Source organism: Planctomycetota bacterium, assembly GCA_018242585.1.
Taxonomy (GTDB): domain Bacteria; phylum Planctomycetota; class Planctomycetia; order Pirellulales; family PNKZ01; genus JAFEBQ01.
Map to the genome: position 1 here is coordinate 22,533 of JAFEBQ010000027.1, position 16,537 is coordinate 39,069.

Annotated in this window: 8 protein-coding genes; 4 read left to right on the forward strand and 4 right to left on the reverse strand. The window is 62.2% G+C overall.

Translation table 11 applies throughout. The features are described from left to right. Positions 1-61 precede the first annotated feature (61 nt). Both speA and JSS27_13700 read left to right on the forward strand, forming a co-directional pair. Positions 62-1,975 (forward strand): biosynthetic arginine decarboxylase, encoded by a 1,914-nt coding sequence (speA, locus tag JSS27_13695; protein MBS0209997.1) that lies wholly within the window; start codon positions 62-64, stop codon positions 1,973-1,975. Between the two features lie 491 nt (positions 1,976-2,466). Continuing rightward, positions 2,467-3,210 carry a hypothetical protein gene (locus tag JSS27_13700; GenBank protein ID MBS0209998.1) on the forward strand — a complete coding sequence of 248 codons (744 nt, stop codon included), beginning with the start codon at positions 2,467-2,469 and terminating at the stop codon, positions 3,208-3,210. Between the two features lie 37 nt (positions 3,211-3,247). On the opposite strand, the gene JSS27_13705 is transcribed toward JSS27_13700, so the two are convergent. Then, entirely contained in the window at positions 3,248-8,332 is a 5,085-nt protein-coding gene (locus tag JSS27_13705) for a DUF1080 domain-containing protein (protein ID MBS0209999.1), read from the reverse strand. A gap of 223 nt (positions 8,333-8,555) precedes the next feature. Continuing rightward, positions 8,556-10,202, reverse strand: a complete 1,647-nt coding sequence (locus JSS27_13710; protein ID MBS0210000.1) for a hypothetical protein — start codon at positions 10,200-10,202, stop codon at positions 8,556-8,558. Positions 10,203-10,245: 43 nt separating this feature from the next. On the opposite strand from JSS27_13710, the gene truB reads away from it, so the two are divergent. Together truB and JSS27_13720 are read left to right on the forward strand one after the other, a co-directional pair. Then, positions 10,246-11,124, forward strand: coding sequence for a tRNA pseudouridine(55) synthase TruB (truB, locus tag JSS27_13715; protein ID MBS0210001.1), 879 nt, complete (start codon positions 10,246-10,248; stop codon positions 11,122-11,124). A 386-nt stretch (positions 11,125-11,510) separates the two neighbouring features. Next, complete coding sequence (locus tag JSS27_13720) at positions 11,511-14,144, forward strand: DNA translocase FtsK (protein MBS0210002.1); 2,634 nt, start codon at positions 11,511-11,513, stop codon at positions 14,142-14,144. Positions 14,145-14,207: 63 nt separating this feature from the next. On the opposite strand, the gene JSS27_13725 is transcribed toward JSS27_13720, so the two are convergent. Both JSS27_13725 and JSS27_13730 read right to left on the reverse strand, forming a co-directional pair. Then, positions 14,208-14,549: an endonuclease domain-containing protein gene (locus JSS27_13725; GenBank protein ID MBS0210003.1), complete on the reverse strand. Its 342-nt coding sequence runs from the start codon at positions 14,547-14,549 to the stop codon at positions 14,208-14,210. A 150-nt stretch (positions 14,550-14,699) separates the two neighbouring features. Then, positions 14,700-16,259, reverse strand: a complete 1,560-nt coding sequence (locus tag JSS27_13730; protein ID MBS0210004.1) for a trypsin-like peptidase domain-containing protein — start codon at positions 16,257-16,259, stop codon at positions 14,700-14,702. Positions 16,260-16,537 lie beyond the last annotated feature (278 nt).

Below are 16,537 nucleotides of genomic sequence, written 5' to 3' on the forward strand. Positions count from 1 at the left end.
CGCCCGATTGGTCTAAGATACTGTATCGGCTTTGACTTCGTACACTCGGAGCCCGCGTTTAATGCTCGATCAGCAGGTTAAGACTTGGTCGGTGGCCGACGCCGAAGATTTATACGACGTCGGCCGCTGGGGGGCGGGATATTTCTCGATCGGGCGCAATGGCAACGTACTCGTCCATCCGACGAAGAACCCGCTCAGGTTCATCGACCTCAAGCAACTGGTCGACGACTTGCAGTTGCGGGGCATCAATCTGCCGATCTTGGTCCGCTTTGGCGAGGTGCTGAAGCAGCGGCTCGGCGAGATTCACGGCGCGTTCCAGAACGCGATGCGCGAGCACCAGTTCAAGGGAGGCTACTGCTGCATCTATCCGATCAAGGTCAACCAGCAGCGGCAAGTCGTCGAAGAGGTGCTCGAGTTCGGCAAGCCGTACCGGTTCGGACTCGAAGCGGGTAGCAAGCCCGAGCTATTGGCCGTGCTGGCCCTGGCGAACAACGATTCGCCGATCATCTGCAACGGCTTCAAGGACGCCGAGTTCATCGAAGCGGCGATGCTGGCCCACAAGATCGGCCGGCGGATCATCCCCGTGGTCGAAAAGTACACCGAGCTGCAACTGATTCTCGACGCCGCGGCCAAGATCGGCGTGCACCCCCAGATTGGCGTGCGCGTCAAGCTGGCCGCCAAGAGCGCGGGGCGCTGGCAAGGTTCCGGTGGCTTTCGCTCGAAGTTCGGGCTGTCAGTTACGGAAATCCTCAGGATGCTCGAAGAGCTGAAGCGGCAGGGCATGCAAGACTGCTTCAAGCTGCTCCACTTCCATCTGGGAAGCCAGATGACGAACATCCGCCACATCAAGGCGGCCCTGAACGAAGCGGCCCGCATCTACGCCGAACTGGTCGGGCGCGGCGCAGGGCTCGAATACCTGGACGTCGGTGGCGGGCTGGCCGTCGACTATGACGGCTCGCAGACCAACTTTGAATCGTCGGCGAATTACACCCTGCAAGAGTACGCCAACGACGTCGTCTATCACATCCAAAGTGTCTGTGACGACGCTAATGTGAAGCACCCGACGATTATCTCGGAAAGCGGCCGGGCCGTCGTCGCCTATCACAGCGCGCTGGTCTTCAACGTGCTGGGGGTCTCGGGCCTGGGCGAAGCCGAAGTGCCCTCCGAGCCGCCGCGCGACGTCGAGCAGCCGATTCTCGATTTGTACGACGTGCTGGGCAGCCTGACCTCGCGGAGTTTGCTCGAGGCCTACCACGACGCCCAGCAGGCGCTCGAAATGGCCATGAGCCTGTTCAGCGGCGGCTATTTGCCGCTCGATCAGCGGAGCCTGGCCGAAAACCTGTTCTGGGCCATCTGCCGCAAGATTCAGAAGCTGGTCCGGCAGATGGACTATGTGCCCGAGGATTTACAGGGGCTCGACGCGCTGTTGAGCGACACCTACTTTTGCAACTTTTCGCTGTTCCAGTCGATGCCCGACAGTTGGGCCATCAAGCAACTGTTCCCGATCATGCCGATTCACCGACTGGGGGAACAGCCAACGCAAAACGCGGTGCTCGGCGATGTCACCTGTGACAGCGACGGCAAGGTCGACCAGTTCATCGATCGCCGCGATGTCAAGCGGACGCTGCCGCTGCACCACTTCAATGGCGAGCCCTATTACTTAGGGGCGTTCCTGCTGGGGGCCTACCAGGAAATCCTCGGCGACATGCACAATCTGTTCGGCGATACGAACGCGGTGCACGTCAGCCTGGACGAGCGCGGCAGCGTGGTCCTGGAAACGGTTGTCAAAGGCGACACCGTTCGCGAGGCGCTCGAATACGTCGAGTTCGACTGCAACGCCCTGGTCAAACAGTTGCGAACCGACGTCGAATTGGCCGTCCGCGAAGGCCGCATCGACTTCGGCGAAGCCGGCCGGTTACTGCGGTTCTACGAAGAAGGCCTGCAGGGGTATACCTACCTGGAAGACGCCCGCTAGGCGCTGCTTCGCGTGTTTTGAAGTCCGAATGACGAAGAGCATTCGACCACGACGGCACGACGGTCACGACGAAAGAAATGCGGCAAAAGAGTGAACCGCAGAATGTTGAATGAGTGCCAAAGCAATGATGGCGGTGCTCGTCAGGCAGCGGTATAGATCACCCCCCAGCGGCACAGACAAACACCCCTCCCTTCCAGGGAGGGGCAGGGGGGAGGGTAAACGCGCCGCCAGCCAAAAGAGATTGAAGTCAGACGCGGGTGAAGCAAGTCACACGCCGTCATTCCCGCGCAGGCGGGAATCTAGTGGTTGCGGTCTGCGTCTAGATTCCCGCCTGCGCGGGAATGACGGAATCGGAGCCGAAGTTCATCACCAATGGCTGTGGGGCAACTCGCTATTTCATTCGCCAACAGACAACGCAAACCTCGCCCGATGCGAACCACATTTGTCAGGTGCAGGGCACCTGACCTACCAGAATGCGTCAGGAGGCAGCGATGAGCAAGGCGATTCTCGCGGTGCTTGGCATCAATGTGGTCGTAACGCTCTTAGCGGTATCTGCCTTATTTTCCTTTGTTTTCTTGGATGATCCCATCCTTTCGGCAGTCCCGGTTGTGTGGGCGTCAATCGGTATCCTGCTGCAGCCCTGGTTTATCCTTTTCTTCTTGTGGCTCGGCGCCTTCTTGGCGCCGTTTGCAACGACCGCAGTGACTGTGCTTGTCTACGGCTCGCTTTACCGAACGGGAAAGCTGGGGTGGATCCAGCGTCGACTTAAGTCGATCGGCTGGCGTCGTGTTGGAGTATTCGCGTCGGTATTGGGCGTGTTGAGTGTTGCCGTCGTATACGCGCGCTACATCGATTTTCCGTCGCTGCGAGCCGGAGTTCCCAGTTCCATCGAGTATCGCTTAACAGGAGCGAAACTAACGCTGGACGAATCACGATATTACTGCCTCGGGCGCTTCATCGATTCAGAATGGCTCTGGCAGGCGCGATTGCCGGCTGCTGAGTTCAACCAGTTGGTAGAGACGCTGCAACTCAAGCCGATCGAAGGAGACCTGGCGGCCCCGACGTTTCGTCAAATGCCACCTTATTGGTGGAAGCCGCGAATCACGCCCGAGACAAAGGTTCTCGCCACCACCGGTTTTCCCATCGAAAAGCGCGGGCCGGATGGCTGGCATGCGATTGCCGTCTGGAACGCGGACGACCATCTGCTTTATTTGTGGGTCAAGGACAACTTCTAAGACGACGCGAAGGGAATTGTCTAGGCTTTGCGGCAGCCTATTTCTTCTTCAGCGACATCAGGTACTCGACCAGGTCGACCAGATTCTGTTGCGTCAGATTCTTTTGCAGGTCCGACGGCATCAATGACAGCTTCGACTTTTCCATCTCGGCGATTTCCTTGCGCGGAATCGTCTGGACGATCGCTTCGGCCGTTTTGATCACCACTTCGTTCGGCGTCTCGCTCACCAGAATGCCATTCGCCACGGTCCCGTTCTCGAGGATCAGGCTGAACTGCTCGAAGTTGTGGCTGATGGCCGCGCTTGGGTCCAAGATCGACACGTACATCGCTTCACGCGACAACTTGCTGCCAATTTCCGACAGGTCGGGTCCGACTTCCTTCCCTTCGCCTAGCACCTTGTGGCACTTGGCACAGGTTCCCACAGCCATGAACACCACCTTGCCGGCGCCGCTGTTCCCGGTGCGACGGACCAGGGTCGAGACCGGCGGCAACGGCTCTTTGTCGGCCGAAGGGGGCAACTGCAAATGCTTGGCCGCCTCGGTGCGAATCGTATCGTCCTTCGAGCCCAACAATGCGTTGGCCAGCGCGAACTTCAACTCGTTGGCCGGCGGCGTCTTGGTGATCCAGGTCAACAGCCATTGCTGACCAGGCTTGTTGCGGCCGAGCGCTTCGACCGCCGCCGTCCGCACCGACGCTCCGCGCGGCGGATCGGCCAGCAGAGGCTCGAACAAGACGTTCGTCTTGCCGCTGCCGGCCAACCCCACGGCCCGAATCACCCCGGCAGCCTTGGTCTCGTCCTTGTCTCCCATCAAACCGGTCAGCAACCCCGACTCGTTCCAGCGCAGCAACAGCTGAGCGGCTCGGACACGCAGCGTGTCGTCAGTTTGGCCGGTCAGAATCTCGGCCACGCTATCGCGCGCTTCGCGGACGTTGCAGCGCTCGATCAGCTTGAGCGCCACCTCGACATCGGGCTTCTGGGCCAAGTAACGACTGACAACTTGTTTCAGGTCGGACCGCTCCGACAGATCGACGTCGCCCACTCGCAACAGCGCTCGCACCACCCGGGCGTCGGTCGCCGGTGAGGCGGCATTGGCGGCCGTCCCGTCAACGATCAGCAACTCGTGCAGGGCCTTGTCCTTTTCGGGTCCGCTCAACATGTCGAGCGCCCGGAAGTAGCGCGGCTGGTCGGCTTCGCTGGTCGAGGCGTCCTTCAAGATCGCCGTCAGCAGCGCCGGCGTTTGCTTGGCGCGGCTCCGCCAGACAATGTCGCGCCCGGCCGGCGTGTTCCACTGGTTATCAACGGCCTTGAGCCAGGCATCGAGACAGACGTCCCAATTGCCGTCTGCGCCGATGCCAAGCGCTTCGAGATACCAACGGTCCTTGCCGTCGTGCTGCTTGGCCAGATCGGCCCATAGCTTCAACGCCAGCTCGTCGGTCGAACCATGCAGAGCAAGCGCCAGCTCGCGCCGCACCGCCGGACTGGCATCCTTGCGCATCACGAACGTCGCCAGCCCCGAGGCGTCTTTCATCCGCTGTCTGAGCAAGCGAATCCCCGTGATTCGCAAATCAATGTTGCCGTCATCGGCCGCCATGCCGGCCAGATCGGCCAATCGCTTCTCCGAACCAGCAATCGCCGCCGAGACCCACAACGCCCGCGCGCGTAGCCGCGGGTTCTGCTCTTCGCGAAACATCTTGTCGAGCGCCGGCTCGGCCTTGGCACCGAGCTTTTCGAGTGCCGTGAAGCCTAGGTAACGCACCGACAGAGCAGGGCTCTTCAGCGCTTCGATCGACCCCTCGGCCGTGCTGACATCGACCTTGGGCGCTTCGTATTTATGCTTGGGCGGGGCCAGACGGAAGACGCGCCCGCGGTCGGTGTCGGCCTGGCCGTGGCCGCCGACGCCGGGATCGTACCAGTCGGTGACAAACACCGAGCCGTCCGGCGCCACACACACGTCGGCCGGCCGGAACCAGCGGTCGCGCGTGCCAACCATCAGATCGACGATCTCGGCCTGGTAGCCTGCGCCGTCCGGCTTGGCCGGATAGGCCCGCACCACATTCGGGCCGGCGTCGCAGTGGATGAGTTGGTCCCAGAACACCTGCGGCAGCAGCCGGCCTTCATAGACGCAAATGCCCGTCGGCGAGCCGCCGCCGGTGATCAGCAGATTCGGCACCACGCCGGGATCGTTCAGGTGCCAGTGCTGTTGCGGAATCTCGGCTTCCATGTTCTCGCGCGGGACTTTCCAGCCGGCACCGGTCACCTGGTCCCGGTAGCCGTAGTTGCCGTACTCCATCACATAGTTGATTCGCACGCCCCGGTTGCCGTCGTCGTCGTTGTCCGATTGCCACACGGTGCCAAACGAATCGACCGTCAACTCGTAGTTGTTGCGGAAGTTGTGCCCCAAAACCTCGAAGCGGCTTCCGTCAGGGTTGCAGCGGAACGCCATGCCACCCCAGTACGGCTCGCCGTTGTCGACGACCTCGTTGCCAAAAATGTCCTTGACGATGTTTCCCTGTGCGTCGCAGACTTTTTGGCCCGTGTTGCCAAAGTTCCAATAGTAGCGCCCGTCGGGGCCGAACAGGAACGTGTGCCCCGAGTGATCGTGCTGGGGCTGGCCCACATTGGTGAACAAGGCTTCCTTGCGGTCGGGCACATCGTCGCCATTCTCATCGGTAAAGACCCACACGTTGGGCGAGCAGGTGACAATCACCTTCTTGCCCAGTACGCAAATGCCCATCGCCGAGTTGATGTCGGTTCCCTGGTAGAAGACGGTCGACTTGTCGGCCCGGCCGTCGTGATCGGTGTCATCCAGGATCAGCACTCGGTCCCCTTCAGGACGCTCGCCATTGTGCTTGCGGTAGTTCATCACCTCGCAAACCCACACGCGCCCGCGGGCGTCGATGTCCATGTTGGTCAGATTGCGAACCATCGGCTCGGCCGCGAACAAGGTCGCTTCGACGCCGGCGGCGATGTCGATGCCGGCGATGGCGTCGCCCGGGTCGTGGCTGGCCGTGTCGGCATACGTCTTCAGGAGGTCGGCTGGCGGCGGGCCGTCGAACACGACGAATTGCACCTGGGCGGCGGCGCCTTGATTGCTGCCGCCGTTATCGAGTCCGGCCCGCGCGACAAATCGGTCATAGCCTTCCGGCAGATCAAAGGCGATGACCGAGGTGGCGTGGGTGCCGATGCCATAGGGGACAAGCTGATTGTTAATCATCAGCGGCCCGCCGTTGCAGTTCAGATTCTTGTTCACGCTCCCCCACTGGCAGTTGGCTTTCTTCCACTGCAGCTCGGTCAGCTTCAACTCGCCGCGCGGGCCCACCAGCCGCGGCTCGCCCCAGTCGGCCCAGTCGCACGAGAAGCTGTTCCCCCCATCGGTGACAACCAGGTACAGCTCGCGCGCGCCGGCCAACGGCGCGTCGATTTGGACGGACAGGCCGGGCGTGCGGGTCGAAACAATCTCGCTCCGGTGCAGCACCTTGGCTGGCGCGGTGTTCGATTGCTTGGCCGGCGCATCGCTCGCAGCGGGCAGATTCAGCTGCTTGCGAATCGCTTCCCGGTCAAAGTTCTTGGGCAGCGGCTTCTCGTCCTGGTTCGCTTCCAGGTCTTCGAGCGTGACCGACTTCAGTTCGACGCCATTGGCGGGAACCTGTCCGTGCGCGATCCAAACGATGGCGTTGAGCACCACCTTCCGGAAGTTCGGGTCACCCCAGTTCCAGTGATTGTGGCCGCCGGTGAAACCGAAGCCGCGCCCGTCGTTATCGCGCGTGGCGACCCACATCACGTGTTGCGGAATGCCCTTGGCCACCTCTTCGCGGACCGTGGGGTTGCCGCTGTGCGGGCCATCGGGACGAGTCAACGTGTCGGGGCCAGGCAGGGCGGTCAAAATCGGCGTCACCCCCTGCATCTCGGGGCGGAAGCGCATGTGGTAGTACCATTCGTCGTTGATGGCGAACGGTTGCACGCCGCGCGCGACCGGGTGGTCGGGAAACTTCTCGAACTTCGCGGTCCAGTGCGGGTTGACCGACCAATTGGCCTCGAAGTAGCCGCCAATCCAATCGAGCAGGGCGTTCCCTTCGCGTCCGGCGGGAATCTCGACGGCGTAGTGGATGCAGCCGATGCCGACCCCTTTCTTGGCCAGCGCGTCGACCTGGTCCAGGTTGGGGGTCACCATGTGGTTCTTGCCACCGTCACAGTACATGACAATGGCGTCGGCCCCGTCCAACGCGTTGGCCTCGGTGGGCCAGCCATTGTGATGAACCGAGACATTCCAGTTCGGCTCGGCCCGGCGCAGCTCGCGGGCCAGCAGATCGCAGCCCGCGTTGTGCTCGTGCTGGGCATAGCCGTGGCTCTTCTTGCCCGCGATGAAGACCACGCGCTTGCCATCGGCCAGGTTGAATTGCCCGCGGGGGCGCGCGGCGCTGGTGGTGTCGGGGGTGCGGATGCGAATGTTGCGGAACTGGACCAACATCGGCGGGCCGGCGTGCAATTGCAGCGCCAGCAACCCGTCGGACTTGCGGCCGGCCTCGTCGTCATCGGTCACGTCAACCGACAGCAAGCCGTTCAGCTTGTGGATGATCCGGTTGCCTTGGGCGATGATCGTGTATTCGTTCCAGCCTCCCGCCTTGATCGAGCCCAGCAAGTCAGCCTCGGGCGTGGTGACGCCTTGGTTTTCGATATCCTTCTTGCCGCGGACGGTCACCTTGTTGCCGCGCTTGGCCAGGACGCCGCGTCCTTTTTCCTCGTAGAGCGAGCCGGTCCATTGGCCGGCGGCGTCGAAGTCACCCTGGTAGCCCTTGATGACCCACTTGTCGACTTCTTCGCTCCGGTATTGAATGCCCGAGTTGCCTCCGACAATGCGGAACTCGACGCGCAACTCGAAGTCCGCGACCTTCCCCTTGCGCCAGATCAGGAACGTGTTCCCCTTGGTCGGCTTTTCATGGGTGGTTTGGCCGGTGATGACGCCGTCTTCGACGCGCCAGAACTCGGGGTTCCCGTCCCAGCCGTCGAGGGACTTGCCGTCGAACAGCGCGGTAAAGCCGGGCTCGGGGGGAGCAGCGTGCGCTACCACGACGTTGGTGGCCAAGAAAATCAGGGCCAGGATCAAACGTGCGAAACTCCTCATACGTCAATCTCCGTTGGAATTTGCAAGGCGCTTAAGAGTGAGCCATTAGACACATGCGCTCAGGGCTATCGAGGACATGCTGATCACTTTGTACAAGTGAGCAGGATTGGCGCAACCGCTTATCGGGCAAGGGTCTGGGCAACGGGCCTAGGGCAGGTAAGCCATTGAAGATAGTCGGCCCGATAAGGGGAGTCAAATCGTCGCAGGCGGCGTTGCTTGCCGCCTAACGCGATTCGTCTCGGCGAGTTTCGGCTGCGGGCTGATACACCTGGAACGCGCCTACTTGAGTGGCCGTCCAGTCGCGATAGTCGATGAACGATTTTAGTATCGCTGCGGACTTTCCGTTCGAATCAAAATGTTCCGGAAGCAGGACGAATAAGTGCTCGACTCGTCCGTGGTATTCGCGACCGGCCAACGTCTCGCGTGAGTCAAAGTCGGCGAGTGTGACGATCGCCCTTCCTCGCTCGACTTCCAGGGCAAATCCAGGCGCCGGCAAATAAAACAGCACCGCCCGCGACGGATAGCGTTGGTCCGTTTCATGCAACCAGTCCAGTGCTGGGCGATCGAGCAACAATTGCGTGACGCCGCGTTTTCCAACGAGATCATGTCGGCGCAGGTATTGCCAGCGATTGACATAGCTCGCAAGTCCATAACCGACCACAACGACCGCCAGCGCCACGCCAAGCCAGCGCAAGGTCGATGACTTTGTGTTCGCAACCATCGCCACCAGGCCAGGCAACAGCACCAGCGAAGCTGGCCGCACGTGGCGCGCCTCGCATGAAATCGACGCTCCGACAAAAAGGGCCACGACGAAGAGTGCGACATAAACCACGATCATGCTCAACAAGACACGGCGATAAACGCTGCTGCCGGCCGACCGATAGACCGAAACATAAATCGCCAGCGCCAACAAAGCGAGGGGGCCGATGACGGGGAGCGAAACCTGCCACTGGGGCCACGCGGGTTGCGGTGGTTTGGCCAGAATCCATGAGAGCGCGTCGTCGAGCGACAGGGCCCCGAGCATTGGCGAGACAGTCGCGAACAACGTGTTGCCGACGGCATGATCTGCGATCCGAAACGTCGGCTGCATGGGCGAGCGGCCGCGCGATAAGAATAGTGCGTAGGCCAGCAGTCCGGTGATCAAGCATGACGCTGGCCAGCGCAGCCACGCCAGCCGGCGCGACGGCTTTGCGGGTGGCCGCCAGCTCGCAAGCACACTCGCCGCGGCCATGGCCAGACACAGCACCAGTGCGGAACTCTTTAGAAAGAAGCCCAGCAAAAACGCCGGCGCCAGCAACGCCGCTCGCCAGGCAGCGTCCCGCATCGCCCACAGACTAATGAGAATCAGATAAGGACTGGCGCCGAACAGCAGAACTTCGCCACCGTTGTACATGCCGAAGGGAAGCGTGCAAAAGCGCTCGCCGGCAATGATGGCAACGCTCAATACATTGACCAGTTCCGAAAACTCGAGCGCGCGATAGACCAGCCTCCAACCAATCAGCCCCAACGCAGTGAATAGCGCCGTCGTGACGACAATCGCATGCCCAAGAGATATTCCCAGATGAGTCAACAGACCCGGAATCAGATACTGCCCCGGCGTCCACCAGGTCTGAAACCGGCCAATGTCTGTGGCGATGTTTTGCGGGTCCGGTTCAACTCCGAAATTGAACGCTGCTCCCTGTTCCATCGATTGCCACACGGCGAATCCCCAGGCGCTATCTGAGTACATTGCCGGAGCGGCGAGCAGCGCTCCGGCGGTGTACACAACCAGAAAGGTGGCGCAGGCCAGCTCGATCGAGCGGATTGCTCCAGGGCGTCGTACTGCCGGTTCACTCATCTGCAGGTCAAAACTCTCGAAGAACAATCGCATCATCAAGCACGACAATCGTGCCAGATTCGTTACCATTGTAGTCATGAACGCTTCGGAACAAATCGGGATTCTCAACGTCGCCAAGCCGGCGGGGGTGACGTCACGCGCGGTGGTCGATCGGGTGGGCCGCGCGCTCGGCACTCGCCGCGTTGGGCATGCCGGCACGTTGGATCCGCTGGCCACGGGAGTGCTCGTCGTGGCGGTCGGCGCGGCCACGCGGCTGGTCGAATATGTCCAGCGGCTTGAAAAGCGCTATCGCGGGACATTCTTACTTGGCCGTACAAGCCCGACCGACGACACCGATGGCGAGGTGACGCTGTTACCCGACGCCTTGACGCCGACTCTGGCTGCGATTCAAGCGGCCGCCGCGGCGCAGGTTGGACGCATCGAGCAAGTGCCGCCGGCCTTCTCGGCCTTGAAGGTTGACGGCCAGCGGGCCTATGCCTTGGCTCGACAGGGAGCAGAGGTCCAGTTGGCCGCGCGCCCGGTCGACATTCACAGCATCGACATCGTGCGCTACGAGTATCCTGAACTCGAACTCGATGTCCGTTGCGGCAGCGGCACGTACATTCGCGCGATCGGTCGTGACCTGGCCCGGGCCGTGGGCTCGGCCGCCGTGATGTCGCAGTTGGAGCGAACCGCGATCGGGGCGTTTCGACTGACCGATGCTTGTCCTTGGGCGGAGGTCGAGCGCGACCCGATCGGCCGATGGCTGCTGCCGATCGAACGAGCGGTCGAGGCGTTGCCGCGCGTGACGCTCGACGAAGAACAAATCCGCCGCGCCCGACTGGGGCAAACCATCGCGCTCGAAGCACCGGCAAATGAAGCGGAACTGGCGGCGTTCGATGCCTCGGGCCGGCTGATTTCGATCCTGACCCAACGCGAACCCGGCTGGTGGAAACCAGCGAAGAACCTGGGCTGATCCGAGTAAGACTAGCCACAGAGGCGCGGAGACACGGAGCTAAGCACGGAGATTGAGAAGCACCAATGACCAATGTCCAATGACCAAGGAAACGATCACTATCTTCTTGGTCATTGGGATTTGGTCGTTGGTCATTCATAAACATTCATTCCATTCTCCGTGCAGTCCTCCGCGCCTCCGTGCTTCCGTGGCTAATCCCCCACGCCGTGCCCCCGCAGGGTTTGCCTAGGCGTTACCCTCCGCAGCCTCCTATTCGCGCCGACCGGCAATCTCTCCCGCCGGTTTCCGTGGCCACGCCCAGCAGCGCGCAAGCCGAGTGGTAGACTTGGGATGCAAGGTCAGGCAGCGAGGCCTGACAGGCTTCTCGGTCAGAGGGTCTCCGAGCTATGTTTGCGGAACGGAATCGCACTCACGATCTTGTCGCGCTGGTGACGGCCGCCGTCACGATGTTTATCGCGCTCGCCTTGGTGGGCTATAGCGCGGCCGACGCCCCGTCGCATCTGGTCTACCCGACGGCCAGCGAAGTGCAAAACATCTGCGGCCGCGCGGGCGCGTGGACTGCGTTCGCGTTGCTCGAAGCGCTGGGCCTGGGGGCGTTTTACCTGGCGGCGTCGCTGGCCGCGTTGGCCTATGTGATGTTCCGCGGACAGGGAATCAGCGATCGGGCGATGCGCGCCGCCGGTTGGGTGCTGTCGCTGGTCGGGCTGACCGCGCTGTTGGCGATGGCCGTTCCCAGTTGGTCACCGGGACCGGCAATCGGCTCGGGAGGTTACCTGGGGGCGATGGTTGCGTCGATGCTCCGCGCGCACGTCGCTTCGGCCGGCGCATATTTGCTGGCCATCAGCCTGGTGATCGGCGGCTGGCTGTTGTGTACTGATTACCTGATGTTGCACGTGCTGGCCTGGACCAGCCACAAGACCGTCGGCTTCACGAGCCAGGCGCTTGAGCGCTTGGCGAAACGTCGCGCCGACCATGCCCACGCCCGCCCGGCCGTCGGCCCGTCCATTCGCATCGGCGGCAAGGTGCTCGATGCCATCACGATTGACGAAGAGCTGGAACTGAAGCCGGCGACCGTCGCGGAGGTTGACGAGGTCGAGGAAGTTGACGCCGACGCGACGGATGAGAATGAGGCAGTCGATGACGAAGCCGACGCCGAGCAACCGGCCGAAATCGAACAGCCCGCCGCCGCAGTGGCCGCGCAGGCCCCACCGGTGCCGATCAAGAAGCGTGGCAAGTCGGTCAAGGACGAGCGGCAAGAAGTGATGAACGCACTGGATCAAGCGGCGAACGCCGACGACGAGCCGGCCGATTATCAGTTGCCGCCGATCGACCTGCTGTTGCCGAACGAGAGTTTCTCGTACGAAGAGCAAGAGAAAGAAGTCCGCCGCAAGGCGAAGATCCTGGAGAAGACCTTCGCCAGCTTCGGTTTCAACGTCAAAGTGGTCGAGATCGAGACCGGGCCGGTGATTGCCCAGTTCGAGGTGGAACTCGAATCGGGGCTGCGGCTGGCGAAGATCACGGGTCTGGCCGACGACTTGGCCATTGCGCTGCGCGTGCCCAGCGTGCGCATCGTGGCGCCGATTCCTGGCAAGAACACGGTCGGCGTCGAAGTGCCGAACGAAGATCGCCAGCTTGTCCGCATGCGCGAAGTGATCGAAGAAGCGCAGGGCAAAGCCGGCAAGATGAAGATTCCGATCTACCTGGGCAAGGACGTGGCGGGCAACCCGATGGTCGCCGACCTGGCCAGCCTGCCTCACTTGCTAATCGCTGGCCGCACGGGGACCGGCAAGAGCGTTTGCTTGAACACGTTGATCATGTCGATGCTGATGACGCGTCGGCCCGACGAGTTGCGGATGCTGTTGATCGACCCCAAGATGGTCGAACTCAGCTCGTATAAAACGCTGCCGCACTTGATGCACCCGGTCGTGACCGACATGAAAAAGGCCGAGGCCCTGCTGGCTTGGGCCGTCGAGAAAATGGAAGAGCGATACGCGCTGTTGGCGCGCGCCGGCGTGCGACACATTTCGGCTTACAACCAACTGGGCGAAGAAGAGCTGTTCGAGCGCCTGCAGCCCGAGACCGATGAAGAGCAAAAGGCGATTCCGACGCATTTGCCGTACATTGTCATCGTGGCCGACGAAATGGCCGACCTGATGATGACCTCGGCCAAAGAAGTTGAAACGCACATTATCCGTTTGGCGCAAAAGAGCCGTGCGGTCGGTATTCACCTGGTCCTGGCCACGCAGAAACCGACCGTGGACGTGATCACCGGTTTGATCAAGTCGAACTTGCCCGCGCGCATCTGCTTTCAGGTGGCCAGCCGCACCGACAGCCGCGTGGTCCTCGACGAAATGGGGGCCGACAAGCTGCTGGGCAACGGCGACATGCTGTTCCTGTGGCCGGGCACCAGCACGCTGATCCGCGGCCAGGGAACCTACCTCAGCGACGACGAGATCAACAAGGTGATCGAGTTCGTCGGCACGACCGAGCCCGAGTTCGTGAAGGAACTGGTCCAGTTGAAGTCGAAGGACGCCGCCGGCTCGGGCCCCGAGCGCTTCAAGCAGCGCGACGAGCTGTACGAGGCGGCCATCGACGTCGTCGTGCGCGAAGGGCGCGGCAGCGTCTCGCTGCTGCAACGCGCCTTGGGCGTGGGCTATGGCCGCGCGGCGCGGTTAGTCGACTTCATGGCCGAGGATGGGATTGTCGGCGACTACAACGGCTCGCAGGCCCGCGAGGTGCTCATCACCCTGGAACAATGGGCCGAAATGAGCGGCCAAGGGGCCGCCGCGGCCGAACCGCCGCCGAGCGCGGCCAAACGCTCGAACCGCATCAAGCCGGAGCACGACGAGTTCGGCGAAGGTGACGAGTCCGACGTCGATGCCGAGACGGACGACGCCGACGCGTTTGACGAGGACGCTGAATCGAGCGATGACGTCGAAGAAGTGTCGGACGAACTCGACGCCAGTGAAGACACCGACGACGAAGCGTCGGATGACGACGAACTGGCCGAGAGCGCTTAGGTGCCCAGATCAAGCCAGCGGGGAAGGAGGAAACCATTCTCCCCCCGGGAGAAGGTGGCGGCGCTAGCCGCCGGATGAGGATCCCCGTGGCCCATCCACATGGCGACCACAGGCGAGAAGAATGCCCTCAACGACGGTATCCAGCGTTCGCAGCACGTCGTCGTTCGCGACTCTCAGCACTTGGATTCCTTGTGCCTCAAGTGCCGCAGTGCGCTGCTGGTCGTACGCGGCCTTGCCGATGTGGCTGTCGCCATCTAGTTCGATGGCCAGCCTCGCTTCGTGACAATAGAAGTCGACGAAGTATCTCCCGATGGCCACCTGACGACGGAATTTAATGTCGCCGAGTTGGCCATACCGCAGACGGCTCCAAAGCAATCGCTCGGGTGTTGTCGCTTCACGACGCAGACGACGCGCACGCGAGCGCTACTCGTCGGTGAAGGGCTGGTGACGGGCCATCGCTGGTTCCTTGCGCTGCGGGAACCCTCATCCGGACTTCGGCCACCTTCTCCCGAGGGGAGAAGGGTCGCTGGCTGGCCGTTCCCGAGGTAGTAAACGTCACTCGTCCGCGGCTTTCTTCTTCCCCAGCGGTTTGCCGCCATTCCAGACTTCGACCAGGTCGTCGGAGCATTGCTTGCGGATGCTATTGTCGGCCAGGATCTCGTCGGTCGCGGCGTCCATGTCGCGACGGCGGAAGACGAACTTCTCGGCGCTCCGATCGGCGAACTCCACCTCGGTGTACTCGCCGGTCGCGTCGCGCAGCAACTCGACCGCGTGCTGCAGATTCTTCACCTTGGTGCCGTTGATCTTGCTGACCACGCACATGTATTGCTGTGAGTAACCCTTGGTGATCGGGTGGGAGAACTGCGGCGACATGATCGCCACCAGTTCTTCTCCCTCGAACGCCGGCGGTTCAAAGACTCGCGTCAGGATCGGGCTGTTACGATCGCGCAAATACTTGAGCCAGCGCTCCTCGAGCGCCAGCGCGTAGTCGGCGTAGACTTGCGAAAAAACCAACGGTCCATAGATGAAATACCGCGGGTAGCGATACTTCAGATAGGGCGCCAGCAACTTCGCCTGGGCCGAGACCGGCGCGTCGGCCTTCAACTCCTGGCCGTCGCGCCATACGGTCAGCGGCACTTTGCCGTTCTTGGCCAATTGGGGGACCATGTAAAAGAACGGCAGTCGCAACTCGTCGGTTACTTTGATCCGTCCCGAGCTGTCAAGCGCGTGGTCGCCAATGTGCGTGATGCAATCGCCCGCGCGCAGGCCCGTGTCAACAGCCCCCTCGAAGTGCCGCGTCACCATCACGCCCGCCACCGACTTGGGGAGCTTGAGCCGCGCCCGCAAGGCGTCATTCTCGACTGTCTGCCAGCTTTCAAACAAGCGCGGCTTGCCGTCATAAACGCCGTCCTTGGCGTCGGCAAGGAACGTCTCGATTTCCTCCGCGGGGATCAGGTAGCCGATGTTCTCGGCGCTGGTGACGGCGGCGAAGGCCATACCCGCGACGACACCGTCGAGCAGCGCCGGGCCGCCGCTGTTGCCGGGGTTCATGGCCGCGTCGATTTGAATCCGCAGCCCGAGACCGGACTGGTAATAGGTGACGAACTCGATCCGCGAGACGACCCCCTGGGTCACCGACAACTGCTCGCCGCCGACCGGAAAGCCGTACAACGCCACCGAGCTTTTCAACGCCGGCAACTTGGCCGCGCGCGGCAGGGGCGGACGCGTGGCGAAGAAGTCGGCTTCGTTCTCGACGGACAACAGGGCCATGTCCATCTCGGGGGCGAGCAAGACGATCTCGGCGCGCAGCTTGTCGGCCGACTGGTAGGGCTGGACGTAAATCTGGCTGCCGTTCCCGACGACGTGGGCGTTGGTGAGAATGCGATTCCCCTCGACGACAAAGCCGGTCCCCGTGCTGTCCTGGGGCGTACTCTTGGTCCAGGGCTGCGTCGGCATGGGGCCGCGCTTGGTGGTCGTGATGTGGACGATCGACTGGCGCGGATCGGGCTTGGCGTCAGCATTCTTTGAAGAGTCGTCGCCGGCGCGCAATGGCGCAGCCGTGCCGAGAATGATTGTCGAAACCAACACCAGCGCGACCGTGCGACAGCGCGTCATTTCAAATGCCCTCGGCAGGTGAGAACTCGCCGGCAGTCGTCCATCGAAGCCGGCAAGTGGCCGTCAGTATCAGGGCGTGGCCAGCACCGGTCAAGCGCGCGAGTGTGCAGACGTAAAGCACGGATGAACTGTCGGGACGGCAACTATCAACCCTTCTCCCTCCGGGAGAAGGTGGCCGATAGGCCGGATGAGGATCCCCTTTCCAGCAGTGCGGCGCCAGACCGACGCGCGACCCTCATCCGGTTCGCTGCGCTCACCACCTTCTCCCCGGGGGAGAA